Origin of the sequence: Streptomyces corchorusii (genome assembly GCF_001514055.1) — a bacterium.
Lineage (GTDB): Bacteria > Actinomycetota > Actinomycetes > Streptomycetales > Streptomycetaceae > Streptomyces > Streptomyces olivaceoviridis.
Window position 1 is genome coordinate 462,926 of sequence record NZ_KQ948356.1, and the last position, 23,485, is coordinate 486,410.

The following is a 23,485-nucleotide window of genomic DNA, read 5'->3' on the forward strand; positions in this document are numbered from 1 at the left end:
GCGCACCCTACGCGGGCACGTTCAGGGACTCCACCACTCGCACCAGCGGTGCCAGTTCGGGGCTTTGAGCGGCGCTGTCCAGGGCCTCGCGCAGGGCGGCGTCATTGGTGGGCCGTGCCTCCTCCAGCAGCCGCAGGCCCGCCGGGGTGACGTTGGTGTAGATGCCGCGCCGGTCGGTGGGGCACAGGTAGCGCTCCAGCAGTCCGCGGTCCTCCAGCCGGGTCACCAGACGGGTGGTGGCGCTCTGGCTGAGCACGACCGCGTCGGCGACCTGCTTCATCTGGAGATGCCCGCCCTCGCCTTCGTGCTGTCTGCTGAGGACGTCCAGCAGTGAGTACTCGCGGACGCTCAGGTCGTGCTTGGCCTGTAGAGCGCGCTCGATGTGCGCCTCGATCCGTCCGTGCAGCGCAGAAAGGGCGCACCAGCCCTGTGCGAGGGCGGTGAGCGCGGGGTCCGTCGCTGTCATTGGCGTTTTCCTCCGTCCCGGAGTGGCTCCTCACAAGAGTAGAGCACCGCCGCAATAGACGTCGCTTGCATTTATCCCGCGTCTGCAACTATTGTGGGCGAACGCAAAGCGCTCCTGCAATCGTCTGGGAAGGTGTCCCCCCTCATGCCTCTCGCGCTTCTGGCCCTCGCGATCGGGGCCTTCGGAATCGGTACGACCGAGTTCGTGATCATGGGCTTGCTGCCCGAGGTCGCGAGTGACTTCGGGGTCTCCATCCCCACGGCGGGCCTGCTCGTGACCGGGTACGCGCTCGGCGTGGTCATCGGCGCCCCGCTGATGACCGTGCTCGGCACCAAGGTCCCGCGCAAGCGGATGCTGATGCTGCTCATGGGCCTGTTCATCGCCGGCAACCTGCTCTCGGCCGTCGCCCCGGTCTTCGCGGTCATGCTGATCGGACGAGTGGTCGCCTCGCTCGCCCACGGTGCCTTCTTCGGCATCGGCTCGGTCGTCGCCGCCGAGCTGGTCGCGCCCCACAAGAAGGCCGGCGCCATCGCAATGATGTTCACCGGTCTGACCATCGCCAACGTCATCGGCGTCCCGCTGGGCACGTTCATCGGGCAGAGCGCCGGCTGGCGCGTCACCTTCGGCATCGTCGCAGCCCTCGGTGTCGTCGGCCTCGCCGGTATCGCCAAGCTCGTTCCCGAGCTGCCGCGGCCCGAGGGCGTACACCTGCGCCACGAGCTGGCCGCCTTCAAGAACGCCCAGGTCCTGCTGGCCATGGCGATGACCGTCCTCGGCTTCGGTGGTGTCTTCGCGGCCATCACCTACATCGCCCCGATGATGACCCACATCGCCGGCTTCGCCGACGGATCGGTCACCTGGCTGCTGGTCCTGTTCGGCCTCGGCATGGTGGCCGGCAACCTCATCGGCGGCAAGTTCGCCGACCGTGCCCTGATGCCGATGCTGTACGTCTCCCTGGGGGCCCTCGCCGTCGTACTGGCGCTCTTCACACTCACCGCCCACAACAAGATCGCGGCGGCGGTGACCATCGCCCTGATCGGCGCCCTCGGCTTCGCCACCGTGCCGCCGTTGCAGAAGCGCGTCCTCGACCAGGCGCACGGCGCTCCGACGCTCGCCTCGGCCGTCAACATCGGCGCCTTCAACCTGGGCAACGCCCTGTCCGCCTGGCTCGGCGGCCTCGTGATCGCGGCCGGCTTCGGTTACACGTCCCCCAACTGGGTCGGCGCCGCGCTCGCCGCCGCCGCGCTGGTCCTCGCCTTCCTCTCGGCGGCCCTGGAGCGCCGTGACGGCGCCCACGGGACCGTGACCGCTTCCGGCGCACCGGCGGAGCAGCGGACGCCCGTCCACCACTGAGCGCCCGCCCTCGGACGCCTCACACCCACAGACCTCCGTACCGGGGCCCTCCCGGTACGGCAAGCACCCACCACAGCACCACCTGAGGAGACATCTCCATGACCACCACCGCCGTCGCCCCGCTCACCATCGAGGACGCCGAGCTGCTGGTCGCCACCGCCCGCCGGGCGGCCGAGGACGCCGGAGTCGCCGTCAGTGTCACCGTCCTGGACGCCGGCGGCCACCTGCTCGCCTTCCGCCGGGACGACCGCGCCGTGCTGATCTCCGGCGAGACCAGCACCCGCAAGGCCTACACGGCTCTCCAGCTGAACGCGCCCACCGCCGACCTCGTCGACGCCGTCCAGCCCGGCGGCCTCTTCCACACCCTGCCCACGGCGCTCGACCGGCCCCTGCTGTTCATCGCGGGCGGTGTCCCGGTCCACCGCGACGGCCGGCTGGTCGGCGCGATCGGTGTCGGCGGCGGTGCTCCGGACCAGGACCACGGCTTCGCCACCGCGGCCGTGCAGGCGCTCGTCTGAGCCACAACAACAGCCCGGACCACATGACACCGGCCCCGCCGCTCCGAGCGGCGGGGCCGGTGCGCGTCGTACGAGGACTCAGCCCGCGGCGACCGTCAGCGGTGCGAACCGCCGGGTCCAGTCCCCCGGCAGTTCCGTGATGCCACAGGTCATCACCGAGTTGACGGCCACGGAGGCCAGACCACGCTCCTTCGCCCAGGTCAGCAGCTCTTCATGGCGCACGTCGATGTCGGTCCGCAGCGGACGGTCCGTGTGGGCCGCCAGCGAGGCCACCAGTGCCTTGGCGGTCTCCGTGTCCCGGGCGATCAGCGGACCGACGACATGGGTGTCCATGTTGGGCCACGCGGCGGTGTAACCGATGAGGCGGCCGTCCTCCTCGGCCACCCGGAGTTGATCGGCGAAGGCGGGCAGGCGGGTGATGAGAGAGGTGCGATCGGTGCCGAACACTTCCTCGTCGAGGCGCAGGATCGCCGGGAGATCCTCTGCGGTGGCGGCACGCGTGGCGACCCCTTCATCCCGGCCGCCGGGGGTGAAGCGGCCCGTCAGCATCTCCGCCCGGCCCGTCACCTTGAAGCCCAGTTCCTCGTACAAGGGACGGCCGTACGGCGTGGCGTGCAGAGTCAGGGGAGTCGTCCCCATGCTGGACACGACGTGCCGCATCAGGCGGCGTCCGACGCCCCGGCGGGCGTGACGTTCGGCCACCAGAACCATGCCGATGGCGCCGAGATCCGGCCGCCCCCACGCGCCGTACTCCGTGACCACGCACGCGGCGACGAGGCCGCCCTCGGGGTCGTCGATACCGAAGCCCTTCCCGGCTGTGAGCAGGAAGCCCCACTTGTGTTCCTCGCGTGGCCACCCCCGGTCTTCGGACAGGTCGGCGCAGGCGGTGAGATCGCGTAGCGTCAGGCGGCGAATGGGCAGAGCGGTGAGGGAAGGAGTTGGCACGCAGGTCAGGCTGTCCGACCGGCACCCCCGCCGTCCACCCGTTTCGAGACGGACGCACGTGCTTTTGGCCATCCCGTGGCCCTGCGCTCAGCCCGTGGACAGCTCTGCGTGTTTCACGTGAAACATCGGCGGCCTACTAGCCTCGGGCCATGGCGAGACTTCATCTCTTCGATCTCGATGGCACCTTGCTGCACGGAACGACCGCTCCAGTGGAGATTTCGCGCCAGTTGGGCCTGGAGGCAGAGACGGTGGCACTGGACCGTGCGATCGCGGAGGGCCGGATCGGTCCGCCGCAGTACGCGGCCCTGGTGTACGACCTCTGGGCGGACCTGACCGAGGAACATGTGCGGGCCGCGTTCGAGGCGGCTCCCTGGCTGACCTGAATCCGTGAGGTCTGGACGGAGATCAGAAGCGCGGGCGAGTACTGCGCGGTGGTGTCTCTCTCGCCCTCCTTCTTCGTGGAACGCCTCCTCGACTGGGGTGCCCACGCGGCGCACGGGTCGCGTTTCCCGGCCGTGCCGTTCACCGAGCCTGTCGATCCCTCCGGGGCGCTCAACGCAGCGGCCAAGGTGACCATCGCGAACCGGCTCTGCGCGGAGTTCGGGGTGGCGCGAGCCGACTGCGTGGCGTACGGCGACTCGTCGTCGGACAGGGAGTTGTTTGCTGCCGTACCGGTTTCCGTGGCCGTCAACGCCGATGCGCACCTGGCCGGACTGGCGACCCATTCGTACACGGGACGGGATCTGTGGGATGCCTATGAACTGGTCGGGCCTGCCCGGTAGTTGAGCGACGTCGCCGCTCGCCCGTCCTGTCCTCTCGGCGGAACGAGGAGGGACTTGTGTGCGTGCCGACGACCGGTAGGGTCGACTCCGGTTCACGTCCGGGATGGAGTGCGCCTTCTGGGAGGAGGGTGCGCACGACCGCAAGATGTTCGAGGCGAGGGCACACCATGGATGCTCCGACCACCCCGCCGGGGGAGAACGCCGTGTCGGGCGGGGGCGGCTGGTTCATGCCGCGCCAGGGAGCATCGGAGCCGCTCCCGAACGGTGATCAGGGCGCGTCCGAGGAGTCGCTGCGTGTGCCCGTGCGGCGGTCGGCCCCCGTTGCTGAGGAGGGCTCGCCGGACGCCCTTCTCATCCGCCGCACGATGACCGAGATCGGCCCCGACGCCGACAGGGCCACCTCCTACTTCTACGCTCTCCTCTTCGTCCGCCACCCCGAACTGCGGTCCCTGTTCCCGGCCGCGATGGACACCCAGCGGGACCGCCTGCTGAAGGCACTGCTCACGGCGGCCGAGCACCTGGACAACACCCCGGTCCTCGTCGACTACCTGCGGAACCTGGGCCGCGGACACCGCAAGTATGGGACGCGGGCCGAGCACTACCCGGCCGTGGGCGAATGCCTCATCGGCGCGTTGAGCAAGTACGCCGCCACCGTCTGGAACCCGGAGACGGAGGCCGCCTGGGTGCGGGCCTACACGACGATGTCCCAGGTCATGATCGACGCGGCGGCGGCCGACGAACTGCGTGCCCCGGCCTGGTGGCAGGCGCAGATCGTCACGCATGATCTGCGGACCCCGGACGTCGCGATCCTCACCGTCCGCCCCGACCAGCCCTATCCCTTCCTCGCCGGCCAGTACGCGAGCGTGGAGACACCCTGGTGGCCCCGGGTGTGGCGGCCCTACTCCTTCGCCTCCGCGCCCCGCTCGGACGGACTGCTGACGTTCCATGTGAAGGCCGTCCCGGCCGGCTGGGTCTCCAAGGCGCTGGTCCACCGTGCCCGGCCCGGAGACGTCATACGCCTCGGACCGCCGACCGGTTCGATGACCGTCGACCACACCACCGACAGCGGACTGCTCTGCCTGGGCGGCGGCACCGGCATAGCGCCCATCAAGGCCCTGGTGGAGGACATCGCCGGCCGCGGCGAACGCCGCCCGGTCGAGGTGTTCTACGGGGCGCGCACCGATCACGACCTGTACGACATCGACACCATGCTCAGGCTCCAGCAGCGTCACCCCTGGCTGTCGGTCCGGCCCGTCATCGACCAGCGGACGCATCTCCGGTTCCCCGAAGCCATCCGCGCCTATGGTCCGTGGGCCGAGTACGACGCCTATCTCTCGGGTCCGCCCGGAATGATCCGCAGCGGCATCGGCATCCTCCGGGACATCGGCATCCCGGTCGGCCGCATACGGCACGACGCGGTGGAGGAACGGCTCGTCGGCGCGGGCTGACCGCGCCTAGCCGAGGTCAGGGGCGTGCATGGCCCGTACCCCTTCGATGTTCCCGTCCAGGTAGTGGCGCAGGGACAGCGGGACGAGATGGACGGAAGCGATGCCGACGCGGGTGAACGGGATGCGGACGATCTCGTATTCACCGGCCGGCTCGTCCACTTCGGGGCCGTGACGCAGGGAGGGGTCCATGGACTCCAGCCGGCAGACGAAGAAGTGCTGCACCTTCACGCCGGTCGCGCCGCCGTCCTCACCGATGTGCTCCACCGTGTCCACGAAACACGGCACCACGTCGGTGATCTTGGCGCCGAGTTCCTCCTCCACCTCACGGTGCAGGGCGTCCACGACGGTGGAGTCCCCGGGTTCGACTCCTCCACCGGGGGTGACCCAGTAGGGATCGACACCGGGCTTGGTGCGCTTGATCAGGATCAGGTCGTCACCGTCCAGGAGAACGGCACGGGCGGTGCGCTTGACCACGGGTCGGACGGTCATGGGAGAAATGTGGCCCGGCTGGTTCCACGTGAAACATCGCAAAGTGCCACGACATGACCGCAGTGCGTGCATCCCGGGCGGACGGGGTCAGCCCCAGGCCGTGGCGGCACGCTGGAGCCACTCATGGGCCCGGCCGATATGGGGCAGGGCGAGCGTGCCGGTCCGCACCACCAGGAAGTACGTACGCAGGGGCGGGACCACCGGATCGTGCAGGGTGACGATCGTGCCGTCCTCCAGTGCCGGGGCACACAGGTAGCGGGGCAGTACCGCCAGTCCGGCCCCGGCGATGACGCAGGAGAGCACGGCACGCAGATCCGGGACGACGACCGTGCCCGTGGTGGCCGGGCGGGAGTCGAAGACGGAGGCCCAGTAGCGCGAGACGAACGGCAGCGACTCGTGGACCTCGACGAGCGGCAGGTGCTTCAGGGCCGGGGCGCCCTTCAGCCGCAGGGCGTCCGAGCCGATCCGCTCCGTCCAGCGCGGGGCGGCGACCAGCACATGCTCCTCGTCGCAGAGCGGAGTGGCGGTGAGCAGGGCCCCGCGCGGCCACGCCGTGCTGATGGCCAGATCATGAAGGCCGCAGGCCAGCCCCTCCAGCACCTCCTCGGTCGTCCCGAAGGAGGCCCGTAGCGCGAAGCTCCGGCCGTCGTCACCGGTCAGCTCGCTGAGCGCCGGCAGAGCACGTTCGGCGGTGAACTCCGGAGGCCCGGCCAGGTGCAGCGTCCGTGACAAGGACTCGTCGTCCAGGCCGCTCTCCACTATCTCCACCAGGGCGTCGAGATGCGGTGCGGCCCTGTGCGCGAGTTCGTCGCCGACGGTCGTCGGGGTCACTCCACGCGCCTGACGGAGGAACAGCGGTCTGCCGAGCTGGCGCTCCAACGTCCGGATCTGCGAGGTGACAGCGGGCTGGGAGAGGCCGAGCAGAGCGGCGGCGCGGGTGAAGGAACCGGCTCGGTGCACGGCGACGAAGGTCCGCAGCAAGGCCAGATCCATGGCACGCCCTCCCGTGTCGTTGCCCCCTCCGGCCCCCAGGCAGGCACCAACTATAAATAAGTCGATAGGTCTCTGTCGTTAGCGTGATTGGACACTGACGCAGAGTCAACTAGCCTGGTTCGCACGGTCTTTCCCAGGAAAGCCGCAGGCGGTCCGAGCCACGAGGGGGGAGGCTCGGACCGTCCTGACGACGGCGGCGGAAGACGCGGACGCTACTCGGCGGACTCGTCCAGGGCGCGCAGCACGTCGGCCACCAGATCCTCGGGGTCCTCCGCGCCGACGGACATGCGGATGAAACCCTCCGGGACGGCGTCCCCGCCCCAGCGACGGCGGCGTTCGGCGGTGGACCGCACCCCGCCGAAACTCGTCGCGTCCTCCACCAGCCGCAGGGCAGCCAGGAAACGCTCGGCACGCGTGCGCGTGGGCAGGGTGAAGGAGACGACGGAGCCGTAGCGGCGCATCTGCTGCGCGGCGATCTTGTGCGAGGGGTCGTCGGACAGGCCCGGGTAGCGCAGGCCCGAGACCTCGGGCCGCTGCCGCAGCGCCTCCGCGACGGCGAGGGCCGTGGCGTTCTGCCGGTCGACGCGCAGCTGGAGCGTGGCGATGGACCGGTGCGCGAGCCAGGCCTCCATGGGACCGGAGATCGCGCCGACGATCTTGCGCCAGCGGCGCACGGCGGCCATCGCCTCGGCGTCGCGGCCGGTGACGTATCCCAGCAGGACATCGCCATGGCCGGTGAGCTGCTTGGTGCCGCTGGCCACGGAGAAGTCGGCGCCCAGTTCCAGCGGGCGCTGGCCGAGCGGGGTGGCGAGGGTGTTGTCGACGGCCACCAGGGCGCCCCGCGCGTGGGCCGCCTCGGCCAGGCGCCGGATGTCGCAGACGTCGAGCCCGGGGTTGGACGGCGACTCGATCCACAGCAGCCGCGCCCCGTCGAGCACCTCCAGCTGGGCGTCCCCGCCGGTCGGCGCGGTGCGCACCTCGATGCCGTACGCCTCCAGCTGGGCGCCGACCATCGGCAGCACCTGATAGCCGTCGGACGGCAGCACGACCGCGTCCCCGGCGCGCAGCTGGGAGAACAGCACGGCGGAGATCGCCGCCATGCCGGAGGCGAAGACCAGCGTCTCGGTGTCCTCCCGCCCGGGTGCCTCCAGCTCGCTGACGGCCCGCTCCAGCAGTGTCCAGGTCGGGTTGTCGTCACGGCCGTACGCATACGGTCCCGAGACCTCGCCGGGCAGGTGGAAGTGGGCCGCGAACACCGGTCCGGGCAGGGTCGGCTCGTTCTTGGCCGGCTCCGGCAGTCCCGCACGTACCGCGCGCGTGCCGTCGCCGACGCGGCCCTCGTTCTTCGTGGCGTCGCTCATGCGGCCCGTCCTTCCAGCTCGTCCCGTACGGCGGCGAGCAGACCGGTGCTCGCCGCCTCCACCATCTCAAGGCACTCCTCGAAACCGTCCCGGCCCCCGTAGTACGGGTCCGGCACGTCGAGGTCGTCACCGGCGGCGGGGTCGTAGGAGCGCAGCAGGCGTATCTTGCGCGCGTCCTCCTCGGTCGGCGCGAGGCGGCGCAGGGCCTTGAGATGGCCGGTGTCGAGGGCTATCACGAGGTCGAGGCGGGCGAACCACGACGGCAGGAACTGGCGGGCGACGTGCTCGCTGTCGTAACCGTGCTCCTCCAGCACCGAGACGGTACGCGGGTCGGCGGGCTCCCCCTCGTGCCAGCCGCCGGTGCCGGCGCTGTCCACCGCCACCAGGTCCTCCAGTCCGGCCTCCGCCACGCGCGCGCGGAAGACGGATTCGGCCATCGGGGAGCGGCAGATGTTGCCGGTGCACACGAAACAGACGCGGTAGGTCATGCGCTCAGTCCTCGTCGGGCAGGACGACGTGCAGCGCCCAGGAGACGACGGAGACGATCAGACCGCCGAGGACGGCCGTCCAGAAGCCCTCCACATGGAAACTCAGGTCCAGCTTGCCGCACACCCAGGAGGTCAGCAGCAGCATCAGCGCGTTCACGACCAGGGTGATCAGGCCCAGGGTCAGGATGAACAGCGGGAAGGTGAGCACCTTCACGATCGGCTTGACCAACCAGTTCACCAGGCCGAAGATCAACGCGACAACGATCAGCGTGCCGGCCTTCTTGGCGGTGCTGTCACCCGTCAGGGTGATCTTGTCGAGCAGCCACACCGCGACCGCCAGGGCGCCTGCGTTGGCGATCGTCTTGACTACGAAATTCTTCATGTGTCTGATCGTGGCAGACCGGGCGGACCCTGGCCGGACGGACGGCGAGCGGTCCGGCGGCGGGCAGCGGAACAGCGAGCAGTGAGGCGAGGGCGGCAGCGGCGATGAAGGCATTCCGGCTGGACGATCTGGAGGCGGAACGCGCCGCCAACGAAGGCGCCTACCTGCAGTTCCTGCGCGAGCGGAACATGTCGGTCGGCCTGTACGCCCTCAACGCGGGCGAGCACGACCCGCAGAAGCCGCACGGCCAGGACGAGGTGTACTTCGTGGTCAGCGGCCGGGCGTCGATCACCGTGGGTCTGGAGACGACCGAGGTGGCGCGGGGCAGCGTCGTGTACGTGCCCGCCGGGGTCGCCCACAAGTTCCACCACATCAGCGAGGACCTCAGGGTGCTCGTCGTGTTCTCTCCGCCCGAGGCGTGACCCGGGAGCCCCGGGTTCCCTAGGGGACGGGTCAGGGGAGGACAAGGGATGCGAGGCCCCCGTGAGGGCCCCGCGCGGCCCTAGCATCGAGTGCGGAACATCGACAACGCACGAGACGCAAAGGACGAGGGCGATGCGAGAGATCTTCGCGGGGCTGCCGTGGTGGGTGAAGTGGGTCGCGGTGCCGGTCATCGCCCTGGTCGTGTTCGGCGGCCTGATAGCGACGGTGGTCGGGTTCGTGATCGGCCTGCTGTTCAAGGCGCTGATCTTCGTCGCGCTGGTCGGCGGACTGATCTACATCGTCCGCAAGTTCATGGGGAACTCCTCGTCGCGCAGCGACTGGTGAGGCACCCCGGTCACCCGTGACGGGGGCCGGTTCCCTCGGGGGAGGGAAGTTTCCCCCGGGAGCCGTCTGCGGGCGGTGGCGTGCGGTTAAAGTCCGGAACTCCCCACGGGGTCCGGCCCCGTGGGCGGCGCAGACCCCCCTCCGTGCTCTTCCTCGCACGGGCTGCCCCCTCGCGCTCCGGGAGTGACCCTTGGCCACGGTTGACACCGCACCGGCGGAACCACACGCACCCCCCACCCCACCGCGCTCCTGCGCGCCTCCCGTCCAGCGACCGGTGCCCCTGGCCGTCCCGGGCCAGCCACAGGCCGCGGACATCCCCGGACCCCCGCGTGCCGCGGACCGCTGCGGAGCACCGCCCTCCGCGGGCCGGCCGGGACCACAGGCCGCCCCCACATCCGCCGCCACGCTCATCGGGTCCGTCCAGCGCGCCATGCGCCTGCTGGAGACCGTCGCCGCGCACGCATACGGCGCCCCGGCCAAACAACTCGCCCGTGAGACCGGCCTCGCGCTGCCCACGGCGTACCACCTGCTGCGCACCCTGGTCCACGAGGGCTATCTGCGCCGTGAGAAGGGGCTGTTCTTCCTCGGTGACGCGGCGGAGCGACTGGGCCGCAGTGGAGCGCAGCAGAAACGTCGCAGCACGGTGGCGGACACGCTGGCGCACTGGCGCGATTCCATCGGAGTGCCGGTGTACTACGCGATGTACCGGAACGGTGAGATCGAGGTCATGTGCGTCTCCGCCTCCCGTCAGGCGCCCGCGGTGGAAGAGTGGGCGGACTTCCGTGAGACCGGCCATGCGCACGCCATCGGACAGTGCCTGCTCTCCCAGCTGGACGAGGACGCACGGCGCGACCACCTCGCCCGGTATCCGGTGCGGCCCATCACGCCGTACACGGTGCGGGACAACGACGCGCTGCTGCGGCGGCTGGCCCGGACGCGGCGCATGGAACCGGTGGTGGAGCGCCAGGAGTACGCGGTCGGCACCGTCTGCGCGGCGGTCCCGATCACGGTCGGCACCACCGCGGCCACCATGGCCATCTCCCTGCCCGTCCATCACGCCGACCGGCTGATGCCCGCGGCACAGCGGATGCAGGCGGAGATCGGTCGGCATCTGGGGTCGCTCACGCTCTCTATCAGTATCTGAAAACCTTACTCCTTGTGATCTCTTGTGTACTTTCAGCAAGATTTGACCACGGTCAGAGGGATCAATCCCGGCCAGTCGATGTCATATGACGGGATAGGCGATGCGCGAGTCCGTACAGGCAGAAGTCATGATGAGCTTTCTCGTGTCGGAGGAGCTCTCCTTCCGCATCCCGGTGGAGTTGCGCTACGAGACCTGTGATCCGTATGCCGTACGCCTCACCTTCCATCTGCCCGGTGACGCTCCGGTGACCTGGGCCTTCGGGCGGGAGCTGCTGATCGACGGGGTCGGCCGCCCGTGCGGGGAGGGGGACGTGCACATCGCCCCCGCCGATTCCGAGGTGCTGGGTGAGGTGCTGATCCGGCTTCAGGTCGGCGGTGACCAGGCCCTCTTCCGCTCGTCGGCGCCACCGCTGGTGGCCTTCCTCGACCGTACGGACAAGCTCGTGCCGCTCGGCCAGGAGGGTGCGCTCGCTGATTTCGACGCTCATCTCGACGAGGCCCTGGACCGTATCCTCGCCGAGGAACAGAGCGCCGGCTGAAGCGTTACGGCAAGGGGTGGCGGGGGATCCGCCGTGCTGCGCGGAACTGTGCAGGAACGCTTCTGCGGTGGTTGCCCGTTCCGCGCGCCCTCCGCGGTGCTCGGCCCCTCCCCGGTGCTCGCCCCTCCCCCGGGGCCGACCGCTTCCGGCTTCCGGCGTCACCCCTTACTGCGTCACCGCTTCCGGCGTCGACCCCGGCCTCCGCGTGCCGGTGCGGGCGGTGCCCCGGCGGGTGCCGTGGCACCGGGCCCGGTCCGGTCGGCCGACACGACGAGCGCGGCCAGCGCGGTGGTGACCGGGACCGAGGCGACCAGACCGATCGAGCCCACCAGCGTGCGCACGATCTCCTCGGCCACCAGCTCGCTGTTGGCCACGGTGCCGACGCTGCTCTGCGCGATCGAGAACAGCAGCAGCAACGGCAGTGCGGCACCGGCGTAGGCGAGCACGAGGGTGTTGACCACGGACGCGATGTGGTCGCGGCCGATGCGGATGCCCGCCCGGTACAGCCCGCGCCAGCCCATCGACGGGTTGGCCTCGTGCAGCTCCCAGACGGCCGAGGTCTGCGTCACCGTCACGTCGTCCAGGACGCCGAGCGAACCGATGATGACACCGGCCAGCAGCAGACCGCTCATGTCGATCGACGGATACAGGCCGTGGATCAGGCCGGTGCTGTCGTCCGTGTTGCCGGTCAGCGCGGCCCAGCCGATGAACAGCGAGCCGAGCACGCCGATCAGACAGAGCGAGATCAGCGTGCCGAGCACGGCCACCGACGTACGCGCCGACAGACCGTGGCACATGTACAGGGCGATCAGCATGATGGCGCTCGACCCCACCACGGCCACCAGCAGCGGGTTCGCCCCCTCCAGGATCGCCGGCAGGATGAACAGCGTCAGCACGAGGAAACTCACGGCCAGGGCGACCAGCGCCATGACCCCGCGCAGTCGGCCCACCACCACGACGGCCACCGCGAAGATCCCCGCGAGCAGTGCCATGGGGAACTTGCGGTTCACATCGGTCACCGAGTACTGCAAGTCCTTGGGGGCCGAGGGCTCGTAGGCGACCACGACCTTCTCGCCCTGGTGCAACTGCCGTGACTGGTCCGGCTGCACGATCTCGGTGAAGGTACGGCCCTCGTCCTTGCCGGTGTCCACCCGGATGGTGGCCTTCTCGCAGGTCTTGTCGGCCCCCGCCTCCGCCGACGTGCCCTCGGCGCTGGAGGTGTCGCCGGCCGGAGTGCCGCCCCCGGAGGCGTTCACCGACTTGCAGCTGACCTCGACGACCCGGGTGACCGTGGCCTGCTGGGTCTGCCGGTCGAAGCCGACGCCGGTGCGCTTGTGGGAGGGGGCGTGACCGGGCCAGAGCACCACGAGGCCGACCAGGACCGCCGCGGTGAAGGGGACCAGGATCGCCGCGATGACCTTGCGCAGGTGCTGGGAGACGGGGGCAGCCGGGCCGTGGCTGTGGCTGTGGCCGTGCGAGTGGCTGTTGCCGTGCGAGTGACCGTGGTCGCGTGGACCGTGGCCGTGTCCGGCCTCCTGTTCCGGGCCGTCTCGACGGGGTGGCTCGGGCGGCTGGTGGGGGTACTGCTCCATCCTGGTCACCGCCCGATCATCGCAAGAACGGCGGGGGCCCACTGTTCACCGCGCCACACATGGCGCTAGCGTGGAGGCACCTTTGCACACGCGGGAGCTCGGAGCACCGGGCTGAGAGGGCGCTGACCTCCGTACACGCGATGTTTCACGTGGAACAAGAGGTGTTCCACACGAAACGTCGCCAGACGGAAGCCGCTGCGTCGACCGCCGAACCTGTTACCGGGTAATGCCGGCGTAGGGAGTAGGTCTCATGGCCAACAAGGACGCACGCACGCCTGCCTCCATCCAGGACGAGAAGTCCCCGGAGGCCGGGAAGTCCATCGGCTGGCACAAGGCGTATGTCGAGGGCTCGCGCCCCGATCTGCGCGTGCCGGTCCGTCAGGTGCACCTCACCAACGGGCAGTCCGTCACGCTGTACGACACGTCAGGCCCGTACACCGATCCACTCGTCGACACGGACGTCCGCCGTGGCCTGCCGCCGCTGCGGGAGAACTGGATCATCGCCCGCGGCGACACCGAGGAGTACGCGGGCCGTCCGGTCCGTCCCGAGGACGACGGGATCAAGCACACCTCGCCGCGCGGCGGGCTGCGGAACCTGGACGCGGTCTTCCCCGGACGCCCGCGTCAGCCGCGGCGGGGCAGCAACGGCCGGGCGGTGACGCAGCTCGCGTACGCCCGCCGCGGCGAGATCACGCCGGAGATGGAGTTCGTGGCCCTTCGGGAGAACGTTTCCCCCGAGGTGGTCCGCGAGGAGATCGCGGCGGGCCGGGCCGTGCTGCCGGCCAACATCAACCACCCGGAGATCGAGCCGATGATCATCGGCAAACGGTTCCTGGTGAAGGTGAACGCCAACATCGGCAACTCCGCGGTGACGTCCTCCATCGAGGAGGAGGTCGAGAAGATGACCTGGGCGACCCGGTGGGGTGCCGACACGGTCATGGACCTGTCCACCGGCCGCAACATCCACACCACCCGCGAGTGGGTCCTGCGCAACTCCCCCGTCCCCATCGGCACGGTGCCGCTCTACCAGGCCCTGGAGAAGGTCGACGGCAAGGCCGAGGAGCTGACCTGGGAGATCTACAAGGACACCGTCATCGAGCAGGCCGAGCAGGGCGTGGACTACATGACGGTCCACGCGGGCGTCCGGCTGTCGTACGTCCCGCTCACCGCCCACCGCAAGACCGGCATCGTCTCGCGCGGCGGCTCGATCATGGCCGCGTGGTGCCTGGCGCACCACAAGGAATCGTTCCTGTACGAGAACTTCGAGGAACTGTGCGAGATCCTCGCCGCCTACGACGTCACGTACTCGCTGGGCGACGGTCTGCGGCCGGGTTCGATCGCCGACGCCAACGACGAGGCGCAGTTCGCGGAGTTGAGGACGCTCGGGGAACTCAACCGGATCGCCAAGCGTTTCAACGTACAGACCATGATCGAGGGCCCGGGACACGTCCCGATGCACAAGATCAAGGAGAACATCGACCTTCAGCAGGAGATCTGCGATGAAGCTCCGTTCTATACGCTCGGCCCGCTGACCACGGACGTCGCGCCCGCGTACGACCACATCACCTCCGGCATCGGTGCCGCGATGATCGCCTGGTGGGGCACGGCGATGCTCTGCTACGTCACGCCCAAGGAGCACCTCGGCCTGCCCAACCGGGACGACGTCAAGACCGGCGTCATCACCTACAAGATCGCCGCACACGCGGCGGACCTCGCCAAGGGGCATTCCGGCGCTCAGGAGTGGGACGACGCACTGTCCGACGCCCGCTTCGAGTTCCGGTGGGAGGACCAGTTCAACCTCGCGCTGGACCCGGACACGGCACGGGAGTTCCACGACGAGACCCTGCCGGCCGAGCCCGCCAAGACGGCGCACTTCTGCTCCATGTGCGGCCCGAAGTTCTGCAGTATGAAGATCTCGCAGGACATCCGGCGTGAGCACGGCGGCAGCCGGGCCGAGATCGAGGAGGGTATGGCCCAGAAGTCCAAGGAGTTCGCGGCCGCCGGCAACCGGGTGTACCTGCCGATCGCCGACTGAGCGCCGCACGCCGAACTCGCCGCGCCGGCCGCGCCCCTGACGGTCGGCCGGTGTGGCGGGGCAGGAGGGTCCACGGCCGGCCGGCCGGCCGGTGCGGTGGCACACCGGTGGGCCGGTCGGATCACTCGGGCTGGTGTTCCGGGCCGCCGAAGTCCGGGCTCGTGTAGTCGGGGCTGGTGAAGCTCGGACGGCCGGTCGCGGTGCCGTCGTCGGGGCTGCTGAAGCCGGGGCGGTCGTAGCCGAGGCGGGGTATACGGCCGGTCGGCGCGGGCGGGGTCGACGGGTGCCCGGTGGCCGTGCCGGGCTCGGCGAGTGCCTCCCGGAGGAAGGGCAGGATGCCGCGCTCCAGCAGGGCCTCCCGCCATGCCTCCCTGGCCCTGTCCAGCTCCTCGTGGGCCGCGTCCCGTGCCCGGTCGTCCGCCGGTGTCCTGTTGCGCAGAGCGGTGAGCAGCAGGCCGACCGCGGCGACGAGGACCGCCGCCGCGGTGATGGCACCGAACACCCAGCCGGCGGTGAGCATGGTCCGGGCGAAGGTCTGGTCGGGGTCGAGCGCCTTCAGGATGTAGCCGACGAGCAGGAAGATCACCGCGGCGGTCCCGGAGAGGACGGGAGCCAGGACGGCGATGACCGCGATGGCGCCCGCACCGGTGCTCTCGGCGGCTTCGCCGAGGGTGGTGGCGAGGTCCGTGGCGGTCGCCTCCGGGCTCGGCTCGCCGGATTCGCCGGAGTCACCGACGGCCGGTGGGCCGGACAGTGCAGGGTGACGCAACTCGTCGCGCAGCCTGACGTAGTGCTGGTACTCGGCCGCCGCGGCTGCCGTGATCAGGGCGGAGGCGTTGAGTGCCATGGTGCGTAGTTGTTCGGAGTTGAGCCGCTGTCCGACAGCGGCCAGTTCCGGTCGGTGCGGTGCGGAGCGCAGCGTCTCATCGAGGAGCCGCTCGAATTCCTGGCGGTCCTCGCTCAGCAGGTGCTGCGGAACGCTGTTCATGTGCATCCCCCGATGCTCCGTAGGGCTTGGGGCTCGCACGCCGGCGAGCCGTCGGGCAGAAACGGAGGGGAGCCTGCTACGGATAAGCCGATGGTAGAGCCGTCACGGCGCACGGTGACAGGGGATTGCCGGAAATTGCGGTCCGGCCTGCGTGTACACGGCTGGGGGACGCCTGCCCGACGAACGGTCAGCTGTTCAAGGGCAGTTGCTGGACCAGCAGCTTTCCGGCCATGGTCACTCCACCGTCCATGGCGATGGCGAGTCCGTCGGCGTAGACGTGCGGTCCGTCAACGATCGGGCCGGTGCTCTCCTCGCCGTCCTCGGAGCCGACCTGGCCGAGGAGGTAGGGAATGGGGCTGTGCCCGTGAACGACCCGGGTGCCGCCGTACGTATCGAGGAGGGAGCGTACGGCGTCGGCGCCGCCCTCGTCGCGGAAGGAGAAGCGTTTGGTGAACTTGCGGAACAGGTCCCAGACCTCGTCGGCGTCGTTGCGGGTCAGAGCCTCGCGGACCGTGTCGTTGACCGCCTCGATGGAGTCGCCGTAGTCGAGGTAGGCGGTGGTGTCGGAGTGGAGCAGCAGATAGCCGTCGACCTCCTCGACGGCGTCGAGGCGGGCCATCCACTGGAGGTGGTGGTCTTGGAGGCGGTCCATGTCGGTCTTCTGGCCGCCGTTGAGCAGCCAGGCCGCCTGGAAGGTGGCCGTGCCCGCACCGGAGTTGACGGGGGTGTCGCCGAACCGTTTGGCGCCGAGGAGCAGCAGTTCGTGGTTGCCCATGAGGGCCTTGCAGTATCCGCCGGCCGCCGCGGCCTCGGCGGACAGCCGCATGACCAGGTCGATGACGCCGATGCCGTCCGGGCCGCGGTCGGTGAAGTCGCCGAGGAACCACAGCCGGGCGGTGCCGGCGCACCACTGGCCCGAGGCGTCGATCAGGCCCTGCTCCTGTAGGGCCGCCATCAGCTCGTCCAGGTAGCCGTGGACGTCACCGACGACATAGAGCGGGCCGGGCCCGGTCGCGGGCTGGGGGGCCGGGGCGGGGACGGGGGCGGGCTCGACGGGGACCTGGAGGGTGTCGCCGCGGTTGATGACGGGCAGGTCGCGCTGGGTGGGGGTGTAGCCCTCGGGATACGCCTCGTCGGCGGGCGGTACGACGTCGCCGGGGTGGACGTGCTGGACGTACGGACCGGTCTCGTGGACGTACGCGGGTACCCGGAAGTCGCGCAGCGTCGCCGTCCGCTCCGCCTCGGGTCCCTGACCGGCCCCCTGAGTCATCAGACCCCTCCACCATCGCGCCGCATCTGCACCGCTTCGGACTGCCTGGTCGCAGCGGTCCGCGGTGTCGTGGGCCCATCATAGGAACGCGCGTCGCGCCGTGTGATGACCCAGGGGTGGTGAATCGGAACAAGACTCCAGTTCACCGTGGCTTTCGCCCCGTTTGGGCAGATGTTCGACCGGCTGTCGGCCGGACGAGCCCTCGGTCCACCGGGTCCGTCCCCGCCCGCGGTGCGCCGGCGGGTCCCTTGTGCCGCACCGGCCGGGCCCCGTGCGGGCCGGTGCGGCGGGCGGTGCTACTTCTCGTCCGGTGTCCGCGGCGGGCTGACCGTCGTGCGCGGGGACCGCCGCTGGGAGGAGGTGCGCACGATCAGCTCGGTCGGTATCACCTGCTCGACCGGCTGGTCCGACTCGACGCCCTCGATGGCGTCGATGAGGAGCTGGACGACAGCGGTCCCGATGCGGCGCGGCTTCAGGGACAGGGTGGTGATGGGCGGCTCGGTGCTGGCGTACACGGTGGACTCGCTACAGCACACCAGCAGCAGGTCGTCGGGGACGCGCAGGCCGTAGCGGCGGGCGGCGGCGAGCAGGTCGGTGCCGTTGGGGTCGAACAGCCCGTAGACCGCGTCGGGCCGGTCGGGGCGGGCGAGCAGCCGGTCGGCGGCGACGGCGCCCGCGCACGGGTCGTGCGCCGGGTAGGACTCGTAGACCGGGTCCTGGCCGACCCGTTCGCACCAGCGCAGGTACGCGGTGGTCGACAGGTGGGTGTACGTGTCCGTCGTGTTGCCGGTGAGCAGGCCGATGCGGCGGGCGCCGGCGGCGGCGAGGTGGTCGAGGATGCCGAGTACGGCGGCCTCGTGGTCGTTGTCGACCCAGGCGGTGACGGGGAGCGCGCCGGCCGGGCGGCCGTCCGAGACGACCGGCAGTCCCTGTCGCACCAGCTCGCTGACCACCGGGTCCTGGTCGGAGGGGTCGATGACGACCGTGCCGTCCAGGGCGACGTTGGACCAGACGTCGTGGCGGGAGGTCGCGGGCAGGATGACCAGGGCGTAGCCGCGGGCCAGCGCGGCCGATGTCGCCGCCCGTGCCATCTCGGCGAAGTAGGCGAACTCGGTGAAGGTGAAAGGTTCATCCCCGTACGTGGTCACGGTCAGGCCGATCAGGCCCGACTTGCCGGTACGGAGGGTGCGGGCGGCGGCCGAGGGCCGGTACCCCAGCCGGTCGGCGACCTCGCGGACATGGCGCCGGGTGGCATCCGGAAGCCGGCCCTTGCCGTTGAGGGCGTCGGACACGGTCGTGATGGAGACCCCGGCGGCGGCGGCGACGTCTCTGATGCCCGCCCGACCCGGCCGGCTGCCTCGGCGGGAGGTTTCCGCGCGGCTCACCTGGTGCTTCCCTGCTGCTGTCATGGCGAGCCGATAGTAGGGCTCATGCGGTGGGGTAGTGCGGACGCATATGCACGCGTTGACAGGCACGTTTCTGCATGGTCATTGGGTGCCAACTTCCTTGGGAACCAAGGCGGTTGACTGTTCCAATAGTAAGACGTGACTTGTCGACGCGGATGGACCTATCAAGTCCCCGATGTCTCGAAGAGGTCTCAACTCACCTTCACGGGGGACGCGCGCCACGGCGCAAGCTACCGGCGCATAGATATATGTACGGCGCGCCCCCCGAAACGTACGCCTTCGTACGAGGATGCCCCTGATGCCGGTCGAAGACGTGAGCTTCGCCTCTTTCCGCGGCGACGGGCCCGCAGTGCTGGGCGTTCCGGACCTGTTCGCAGCGGGGCCGAATCCTCTTAAGGTGAGGAGTATTGGATGCCGGCGGTGTCGACGGGTCGCCGGTGGTCGCGAGGAGGACTGCGGTGAGCGAGACGAGCCCCAAGCTGCGCGCCGAGCTGGAGCGTATTCCTACCTACAAGCCGGGCAAGCCGGCCGCGGCCGGTGGACCGGTCGCCTACAAGCTGTCCTCCAACGAGAACCCGTACCCGCCGCTGCCCGGCGTGCTGGAGAGCGTGAGTGCGGCGGCCTGCGACTTCAACCGTTACCCCGACATGGCCTGCACCGGGCTGATGAACGAGCTGTCCGATCGCTTTGGTGTGCCGCTCTCCGACCTGGCCACCGGCACCGGCTCGGTGGGTGTAGCCCAGCAACTGATCCAGGCCACCAGCGGCCCCGGCGACGAGGTGATCTACGCCTGGCGGTCGTTCGAGGCGTACCCGATCATCACGCAGATCAGCGGCGCCCGCTCGGTGCAGGTGCCGCTGACGGCGGGCGATGTGCACGACCTCGACGCGATGGCGGACGCGATCACCGACCGGACCCGGTTGGTCTTCGTCTGCAACCCCAACAACCCGACCGGCACGACGGTGCGGCGGGCCGAGCTGGAGCGGTTCCTCGACCGGGTGCCCGCCGATGTGCTGGTGGTGCTGGACGAGGCCTACCGGGAGTTCATCCGCGACCCCCAGGTGCCCGACGGTGTCGAGCTGTACCGGAAGCGGCCCAACGTCTGCGTCCTGCGGACCTTCTCCAAGGCGTACGGGCTGGCCGGGCTGCGCGTCGGTTTCGCGATCGCCCATGAGCCGGTGGCGGCGGCGCTGCGCAAGACGGCGGTGCCGTTCGGAGTGAGCCAGCTGGCTCAGGAGGCGGCGATCGCCTCGCTGCGGGCCGAGGACGAGCTGCTGGGCCGGGTGGGCTCGCTGGTGTGCGAGCGCACGCGCGTGGTCGACGCGCTGCGGGCCCAGGGCTGGACGGTGCCGGAGACGCAGGCCAACTTCGTGTGGCTGCGGCTGGGGGAGAGCACGGTCGCGTTCGCACAGGCCTGCGAGGAGCACGGAGTGGTGATCCGGCCGTTCCCGGGCGAGGGTGTGCGGGTGACGGTCGGGGAGGCCGAGGCGAACGACATCTTCCTGAAGGTGGCGGAGGCGTTCCGCAAGGAGCTGTAGTCCGGCGGTACCTCCACTCGTCGATCAGTTCCACCTGGACGGGGTCGCCGTCGCGTATGGCTGCCAGGAGAGCGGCGTCCCCGTCCACGCTGCCGAGGGCGGTGCACGGGCCGCGTCGCCGTCCGTTCAGAAGGCCACTGTGGCCCGGTTCCATGACCTGCCGGGCGTCCGTGTCACGTGAAACAGAGACGCCTGTGTCGAAATGATCCCCCTCGCCCCCTGTGTGGGCGGTCGAAGCGAGGGGGGACCCCCTGCGCAGGCTGAAAATCAGTGCGTCATAATGGCTTGTGAATGTGAACGCGTTCACAAGCGCGTCTCGTTTGTTCCGTTTGCGTGCGACGAAAGGGGCAAACCGCGCTGCACCACGCCGTAGTAAGGAGAGTGACGACGTGGACCTGGCTTTGGCGCCGGAAACACTGGCGCGCTGGCAGTTCGGCATCACCACCGTCTACCACTTCCTGTTCGTTCCGCTGACGATCTCCCTGGCCGCGCTCACGGCCGGGCTGCAGACGGCCTGGGTGCGCACGGAGAAGGAGAAGTACCTCAGGGCGACGAAGTTCTGGGGCAAGCTCTTCCTGATCAACATCGCGATGGGCGTGGTCACCGGCATCGTGCAGGAGTTCCAGTTCGGCATGAACTGGTCCGACTACTCGCGCTTCGTCGGTGACATCTTCGGCGCCCCGCTCGCCTTCGAGGCGCTGATCGCCTTCTTCTTCGAGTCCACCTTCATCGGCCTGTGGATCTTCGGCTGGGACAAGCTGCCCAAGAAGATCCATCTGGCCTGCATCTGGATGGTCTCGATCGGCACGGTCCTGTCCGCGTACTTCATCCTCGCGGCGAACTCCTGGATGCAGCACCCGGTCGGCTACAAGATCGACAAGGTCAGGGGGCGGGCCGAGCTGACCGACTTCTGGGCCGTGCTGACCCAGAACACCGCCCTCAGCCAGGCCTTCCACACCCTGTCCGCGGCGTTCCTGACCGGTGGCGCCTTCATGGTGGGCATCTCCGCCTACCACCTGGCCCGCAAGAAGCACATCCGCGAGATGAAGACCTCGCTGCGGCTCGGCCTGGTCACCGTGGTCATCGCCGGCCTGCTCACCGCCATCAGCGGCGACACCCTCGGCAAGGTGATGTTCAAGCAGCAGCCGATGAAGATGGCCGCCGCCGAGGCGCTGTGGGACGGCCAGAAGCCGGCGCCGTTCTCGATCTTCGCCTATGGCGATGTGGACAAGGGCCACAACTCCGTGGCCATCGAGATCCCGGGTCTGCTGTCCTTCCTCGCCGACGACAGCTTCACCTCGTACGTGCCCGGCATCAACGACGTGAACAAGGCCGAGCAGCAGAAGTTCGGGCCCGGTGACTACCGGCCCAACATCCCCGTCGCCTTCTGGGGCTTCCGCTGGATGATCGGCTTCGGCATGGCCTCCTTCGCCATCGGACTGGCCGGACTGTGGCTGACCCGCAAGAAGTTCATGCTGCCCCAAGCCCTGAGGGTCGGCGAGGACGAGGTGCCGCACCTGGTGCTGTTCAAGAACAAGGCGCTCAGCCCGAAGCTCACCCCCTGGTACTGGCGCATCGCGACCTGGACCCTTGCCTTCCCGCTGATCGCGAACTCGTGGGGCTGGATCTTCACGGAGATGGGCCGGCAGCCGTGGGTCGTCTACGGCGTCCTCCAGACCCGGGACGCGGTCTCCCCCGGTGTCTCCCAGGGCGAGGTCCTCACCTCGATGACCGTCTTCACCGCGCTGTACGCCATCCTCGCCGTGGTCGAGGTTAAGCTGCTCGCGAAGTACGTCAAGGCCGGCCCGCCCGAGCTCACCGAGGCCGACCTCAACCCGCCCACGAAGATCGGCGGCGACACCCGTGACGCCGACAAGCCGATGGCCTTCTCGTACTAGGCCGAGGGAACAGTCATGGAACTTCACGACGTCTGGTTCGTCCTGATCGCCGTCCTGTGGACCGGCTACTTCTTCCTGGAGGGCTTCGACTTCGGGGTCGGCATCCTCACCAAGCTGCTGGCCCGCAACCGGCCCGAGCGCCGGGTGCTGATCAACACCATTGGCCCGGTCTGGGACGGCAACGAGGTGTGGCTGCTCACCGCGGGCGGCGCGACCTTCGCCGCGTTCCCCGAGTGGTACGCCACCCTCTTCTCCGGCTTCTACCTGCCCCTGCTGCTCATCCTGGTCTGCCTGATCGTCCGGGGTGTCGCCTTCGAGTACCGGGCCAAGCGGCCGGAGGAGAACTGGCAGCGCAACTGGGAGACAGCGATCTTCTGGACCTCGCTGCTGCCGGCGTTCCTGTGGGGCGTGGCCTTCGGGAACATCGTGCGGGGGGTCAAGCTCGACCGGAACTTCGAGTACGTCGGCAACGTCTGGGACCTGCTCAACCCCTACGCCCTGCTCGGTGGCCTGGTGACGCTCACGCTGTTCACCTTCCACGGAGCGGTGTTCACCGCGCTCAAGACGGTGGGGGAGATCCGGGTGCGGGCCCGGAACCTGGCCCGGTGGGTCGGTCTGGTCGCGGCCGTCGTGGCGCTCGCCTTCCTGTTGTGGACGCAGGCCGACAGCGGTGACGGCAAGAGTCTGGTGGCTCTGATCGTGGCCGTCGTCGCCCTGGTGGCGGCTCTCGTGGCCAACCAGGCCGGTCGGGAGGGATGGTCGTTCGCACTGTCCGGCGTCACCATCGTGGCGGCCGTGGCGATGCTCTTCCTGTCGCTCTTCCCGAACGTCATGCCGTCCACTCTGAACGGGAACTGGAGCCTGACGGTCACCAACGCCTCGTCGAGTCCGTACACCCTGAAGATCATGACGTGGTGCGCGGCGATCGCCACGCCGCTCGTTCTGCTCTACCAGGGCTGGACCTACTGGGTCTTCCGTAAGCGGATCGGCACGCAGCACATCGCTCCTGACGCTGCGGCCGGCGCCGCGCACTGAGTCCGCCGGGGGTGCTGTTTCACGTGAAACAGCACCCCCGGTACCGAA

General features: G+C 69.6%; 22 protein-coding genes and 1 pseudogene. 12 read left to right on the top strand and 11 right to left on the bottom strand.

The annotated features are described in order from the left end of the window. Nucleotides 1–7: 7 nt before the first annotated feature. The gene (locus tag AQJ11_RS17620; RefSeq protein ID WP_014673743.1) at nucleotides 8–466 is read right to left on the bottom strand and encodes a MarR family winged helix-turn-helix transcriptional regulator; all 459 of its coding nucleotides are present in this window, start codon (nucleotides 464–466) and stop codon (nucleotides 8–10) included. 144 nt (nucleotides 467–610) lie between these two features. On the opposite strand from AQJ11_RS17620, the gene AQJ11_RS17625 reads away from it, so the two are divergent. Then, a complete protein-coding gene (locus tag AQJ11_RS17625; RefSeq protein WP_059263676.1) occupies nucleotides 611–1,819 on the top strand; it encodes an MFS transporter in 1,209 nt (402 codons plus the stop codon). Between the two features lie 98 nt (nucleotides 1,820–1,917). After that, the gene (locus tag AQJ11_RS17630) at nucleotides 1,918–2,337 is read left to right on the top strand and encodes a GlcG/HbpS family heme-binding protein (protein WP_059263677.1); all 420 of its coding nucleotides are present in this window, start codon (nucleotides 1,918–1,920) and stop codon (nucleotides 2,335–2,337) included. A 78-nt stretch (nucleotides 2,338–2,415) separates the two neighbouring features. On the opposite strand, the gene AQJ11_RS17635 is transcribed toward AQJ11_RS17630, so the two are convergent. Beyond that, nucleotides 2,416–3,282 (bottom strand): GNAT family N-acetyltransferase, encoded by an 867-nt coding sequence (locus AQJ11_RS17635; protein ID WP_059263678.1) that lies wholly within the window; start codon nucleotides 3,280–3,282, stop codon nucleotides 2,416–2,418. A gap of 149 nt (nucleotides 3,283–3,431) precedes the next feature. Between AQJ11_RS17635 and AQJ11_RS17640 the strand changes: the two are divergent. Together AQJ11_RS17640 and AQJ11_RS17645 are read left to right on the top strand one after the other, a co-directional pair. Further along, a pseudogene (locus tag AQJ11_RS17640) lies at nucleotides 3,432–4,064 on the top strand (HAD family hydrolase). 167 nt (nucleotides 4,065–4,231) lie between these two features. Then, nucleotides 4,232–5,512: a globin domain-containing protein gene (locus AQJ11_RS17645; protein ID WP_208616540.1), complete on the top strand. Its 1,281-nt coding sequence runs from the start codon at nucleotides 4,232–4,234 to the stop codon at nucleotides 5,510–5,512. A 6-nt stretch (nucleotides 5,513–5,518) separates the two neighbouring features. On the opposite strand, the gene AQJ11_RS17650 is transcribed toward AQJ11_RS17645, so the two are convergent. The 5 genes from AQJ11_RS17650 to AQJ11_RS17670 all read right to left on the bottom strand — a co-directional run bounded on the left by AQJ11_RS17650 (nucleotide 5,519) and on the right by AQJ11_RS17670 (nucleotide 9,225). Then, nucleotides 5,519–6,001 carry an NUDIX hydrolase gene (locus AQJ11_RS17650; RefSeq protein ID WP_041665361.1) on the bottom strand — a complete coding sequence of 161 codons (483 nt, stop codon included), beginning with the start codon at nucleotides 5,999–6,001 and terminating at the stop codon, nucleotides 5,519–5,521. An 87-nt stretch (nucleotides 6,002–6,088) separates the two neighbouring features. Next, on the bottom strand, nucleotides 6,089–6,994 hold the full coding sequence (locus AQJ11_RS17655) for a LysR family transcriptional regulator (RefSeq protein ID WP_058081146.1): 906 nt from the start codon (nucleotides 6,992–6,994) through the stop codon (nucleotides 6,089–6,091). 212 nt (nucleotides 6,995–7,206) lie between these two features. Further along, nucleotides 7,207–8,355: a cystathionine gamma-lyase gene (locus AQJ11_RS17660; RefSeq protein ID WP_059263679.1), complete on the bottom strand. Its 1,149-nt coding sequence runs from the start codon at nucleotides 8,353–8,355 to the stop codon at nucleotides 7,207–7,209. Beyond that, the gene (locus tag AQJ11_RS17665; RefSeq protein ID WP_014673734.1) at nucleotides 8,352–8,843 is read right to left on the bottom strand and encodes a low molecular weight protein-tyrosine-phosphatase; all 492 of its coding nucleotides are present in this window, start codon (nucleotides 8,841–8,843) and stop codon (nucleotides 8,352–8,354) included. Before AQJ11_RS17665 ends, AQJ11_RS17660 begins: the two co-directional genes overlap by 4 nt. A 4-nt stretch (nucleotides 8,844–8,847) precedes the next feature. Then, on the bottom strand, nucleotides 8,848–9,225 hold the full coding sequence (locus tag AQJ11_RS17670) for a phage holin family protein (RefSeq protein WP_014673733.1): 378 nt from the start codon (nucleotides 9,223–9,225) through the stop codon (nucleotides 8,848–8,850). 104 nt (nucleotides 9,226–9,329) lie between these two features. On the opposite strand from AQJ11_RS17670, the gene AQJ11_RS17675 reads away from it, so the two are divergent. The 4 genes from AQJ11_RS17675 to AQJ11_RS17690 all read left to right on the top strand — a co-directional run bounded on the left by AQJ11_RS17675 (nucleotide 9,330) and on the right by AQJ11_RS17690 (nucleotide 11,675). Then, nucleotides 9,330–9,647 carry a cupin domain-containing protein gene (locus AQJ11_RS17675; protein ID WP_058081142.1) on the top strand — a complete coding sequence of 106 codons (318 nt, stop codon included), beginning with the start codon at nucleotides 9,330–9,332 and terminating at the stop codon, nucleotides 9,645–9,647. A gap of 133 nt (nucleotides 9,648–9,780) precedes the next feature. Then, nucleotides 9,781–9,993, top strand: a complete 213-nt coding sequence (locus tag AQJ11_RS17680; protein WP_014673731.1) for a DUF5326 family protein — start codon at nucleotides 9,781–9,783, stop codon at nucleotides 9,991–9,993. A gap of 190 nt (nucleotides 9,994–10,183) precedes the next feature. Next, on the top strand, nucleotides 10,184–11,137 hold the full coding sequence (locus AQJ11_RS17685; protein WP_398780540.1) for an IclR family transcriptional regulator: 954 nt from the start codon (nucleotides 10,184–10,186) through the stop codon (nucleotides 11,135–11,137). 100 nt (nucleotides 11,138–11,237) lie between these two features. Beyond that, nucleotides 11,238–11,675, top strand: a complete 438-nt coding sequence (locus AQJ11_RS17690; RefSeq protein WP_014673729.1) for an SsgA family sporulation/cell division regulator — start codon at nucleotides 11,238–11,240, stop codon at nucleotides 11,673–11,675. A 173-nt stretch (nucleotides 11,676–11,848) separates the two neighbouring features. Here AQJ11_RS17690 and AQJ11_RS17695 read toward each other — a convergent pair whose 3' ends face one another. Next, the gene (locus tag AQJ11_RS17695; protein WP_059263680.1) at nucleotides 11,849–13,267 is read right to left on the bottom strand and encodes a YibE/F family protein; all 1,419 of its coding nucleotides are present in this window, start codon (nucleotides 13,265–13,267) and stop codon (nucleotides 11,849–11,851) included. 250 nt (nucleotides 13,268–13,517) lie between these two features. On the opposite strand from AQJ11_RS17695, the gene thiC reads away from it, so the two are divergent. Then, complete coding sequence (gene thiC, locus AQJ11_RS17700) at nucleotides 13,518–15,302, top strand: phosphomethylpyrimidine synthase ThiC (RefSeq protein ID WP_059263681.1); 1,785 nt, start codon at nucleotides 13,518–13,520, stop codon at nucleotides 15,300–15,302. Between the two features lie 121 nt (nucleotides 15,303–15,423). On the opposite strand, the gene AQJ11_RS17705 is transcribed toward thiC, so the two are convergent. From AQJ11_RS17705 to AQJ11_RS17715, 3 genes are all read right to left on the bottom strand, one after another. After that, nucleotides 15,424–16,296, bottom strand: coding sequence for a hypothetical protein (locus tag AQJ11_RS17705; protein ID WP_059263682.1), 873 nt, complete (start codon nucleotides 16,294–16,296; stop codon nucleotides 15,424–15,426). A gap of 181 nt (nucleotides 16,297–16,477) precedes the next feature. Beyond that, nucleotides 16,478–17,560, bottom strand: coding sequence for a metallophosphoesterase (locus AQJ11_RS17710; protein ID WP_014673722.1), 1,083 nt, complete (start codon nucleotides 17,558–17,560; stop codon nucleotides 16,478–16,480). 296 nt (nucleotides 17,561–17,856) lie between these two features. Then, nucleotides 17,857–18,969, bottom strand: a complete 1,113-nt coding sequence (locus AQJ11_RS17715; protein WP_059263683.1) for a LacI family DNA-binding transcriptional regulator — start codon at nucleotides 18,967–18,969, stop codon at nucleotides 17,857–17,859. Between the two features lie 455 nt (nucleotides 18,970–19,424). On the opposite strand from AQJ11_RS17715, the gene hisC reads away from it, so the two are divergent. The 3 genes from hisC (at nucleotide 19,425) to cydB (ending at nucleotide 23,437) form a co-directional block, all read left to right on the top strand. Continuing rightward, complete coding sequence (gene hisC / locus AQJ11_RS17720; protein ID WP_059263684.1) at nucleotides 19,425–20,504, top strand: histidinol-phosphate transaminase; 1,080 nt, start codon at nucleotides 19,425–19,427, stop codon at nucleotides 20,502–20,504. A 389-nt stretch (nucleotides 20,505–20,893) separates the two neighbouring features. Next, nucleotides 20,894–22,402, top strand: coding sequence for a cytochrome ubiquinol oxidase subunit I (locus AQJ11_RS17725; protein WP_058081134.1), 1,509 nt, complete (start codon nucleotides 20,894–20,896; stop codon nucleotides 22,400–22,402). A gap of 15 nt (nucleotides 22,403–22,417) precedes the next feature. Beyond that, nucleotides 22,418–23,437: a cytochrome d ubiquinol oxidase subunit II gene (cydB, locus tag AQJ11_RS17730; protein ID WP_014673718.1), complete on the top strand. Its 1,020-nt coding sequence runs from the start codon at nucleotides 22,418–22,420 to the stop codon at nucleotides 23,435–23,437. The last annotated feature ends 48 nt before the right edge of the window (nucleotides 23,438–23,485 follow it).

Bases quoted from the DNA above. Each gene is read 5' to 3' on its own strand.
- AQJ11_RS17620 (WP_014673743.1), bottom strand. From the start codon at position 466: ATGACAGCGACGGACCCCGCGCTCACCGCCCTCGCACAGGGCTGGTGC.
- AQJ11_RS17625 (WP_059263676.1), top strand. From the start codon at position 611: ATGCCTCTCGCGCTTCTGGCCCTCGCGATCGGGGCCTTCGGAATCGGT.
- AQJ11_RS17630 (WP_059263677.1), top strand. From the start codon at position 1,918: ATGACCACCACCGCCGTCGCCCCGCTCACCATCGAGGACGCCGAGCTG.
- AQJ11_RS17645 (WP_208616540.1), top strand. From the start codon at position 4,232: ATGGATGCTCCGACCACCCCGCCGGGGGAGAACGCCGTGTCGGGCGGG.
- AQJ11_RS17650 (WP_041665361.1), bottom strand. From the start codon at position 6,001: ATGACCGTCCGACCCGTGGTCAAGCGCACCGCCCGTGCCGTTCTCCTG.
- AQJ11_RS17655 (WP_058081146.1), bottom strand. From the start codon at position 6,994: ATGGATCTGGCCTTGCTGCGGACCTTCGTCGCCGTGCACCGAGCCGGT.
- AQJ11_RS17660 (WP_059263679.1), bottom strand. From the start codon at position 8,355: ATGAGCGACGCCACGAAGAACGAGGGCCGCGTCGGCGACGGCACGCGC.
- AQJ11_RS17665 (WP_014673734.1), bottom strand. From the start codon at position 8,843: ATGACCTACCGCGTCTGTTTCGTGTGCACCGGCAACATCTGCCGCTCC.
- AQJ11_RS17670 (WP_014673733.1), bottom strand. From the start codon at position 9,225: ATGAAGAATTTCGTAGTCAAGACGATCGCCAACGCAGGCGCCCTGGCG.
- AQJ11_RS17675 (WP_058081142.1), top strand. From the start codon at position 9,330: ATGAAGGCATTCCGGCTGGACGATCTGGAGGCGGAACGCGCCGCCAAC.
- AQJ11_RS17680 (WP_014673731.1), top strand. From the start codon at position 9,781: ATGCGAGAGATCTTCGCGGGGCTGCCGTGGTGGGTGAAGTGGGTCGCG.
- AQJ11_RS17690 (WP_014673729.1), top strand. From the start codon at position 11,238: ATGCGCGAGTCCGTACAGGCAGAAGTCATGATGAGCTTTCTCGTGTCG.
- AQJ11_RS17695 (WP_059263680.1), bottom strand. From the start codon at position 13,267: ATGGAGCAGTACCCCCACCAGCCGCCCGAGCCACCCCGTCGAGACGGC.
- thiC (WP_059263681.1), top strand. From the start codon at position 13,518: ATGGCCAACAAGGACGCACGCACGCCTGCCTCCATCCAGGACGAGAAG.
- AQJ11_RS17705 (WP_059263682.1), bottom strand. From the start codon at position 16,296: ATGCACATGAACAGCGTTCCGCAGCACCTGCTGAGCGAGGACCGCCAG.
- AQJ11_RS17710 (WP_014673722.1), bottom strand. From the start codon at position 17,560: ATGACTCAGGGGGCCGGTCAGGGACCCGAGGCGGAGCGGACGGCGACG.
- AQJ11_RS17715 (WP_059263683.1), bottom strand. From the start codon at position 18,969: ATGACAGCAGCAGGGAAGCACCAGGTGAGCCGCGCGGAAACCTCCCGC.
- cydB (WP_014673718.1), top strand. From the start codon at position 22,418: ATGGAACTTCACGACGTCTGGTTCGTCCTGATCGCCGTCCTGTGGACC.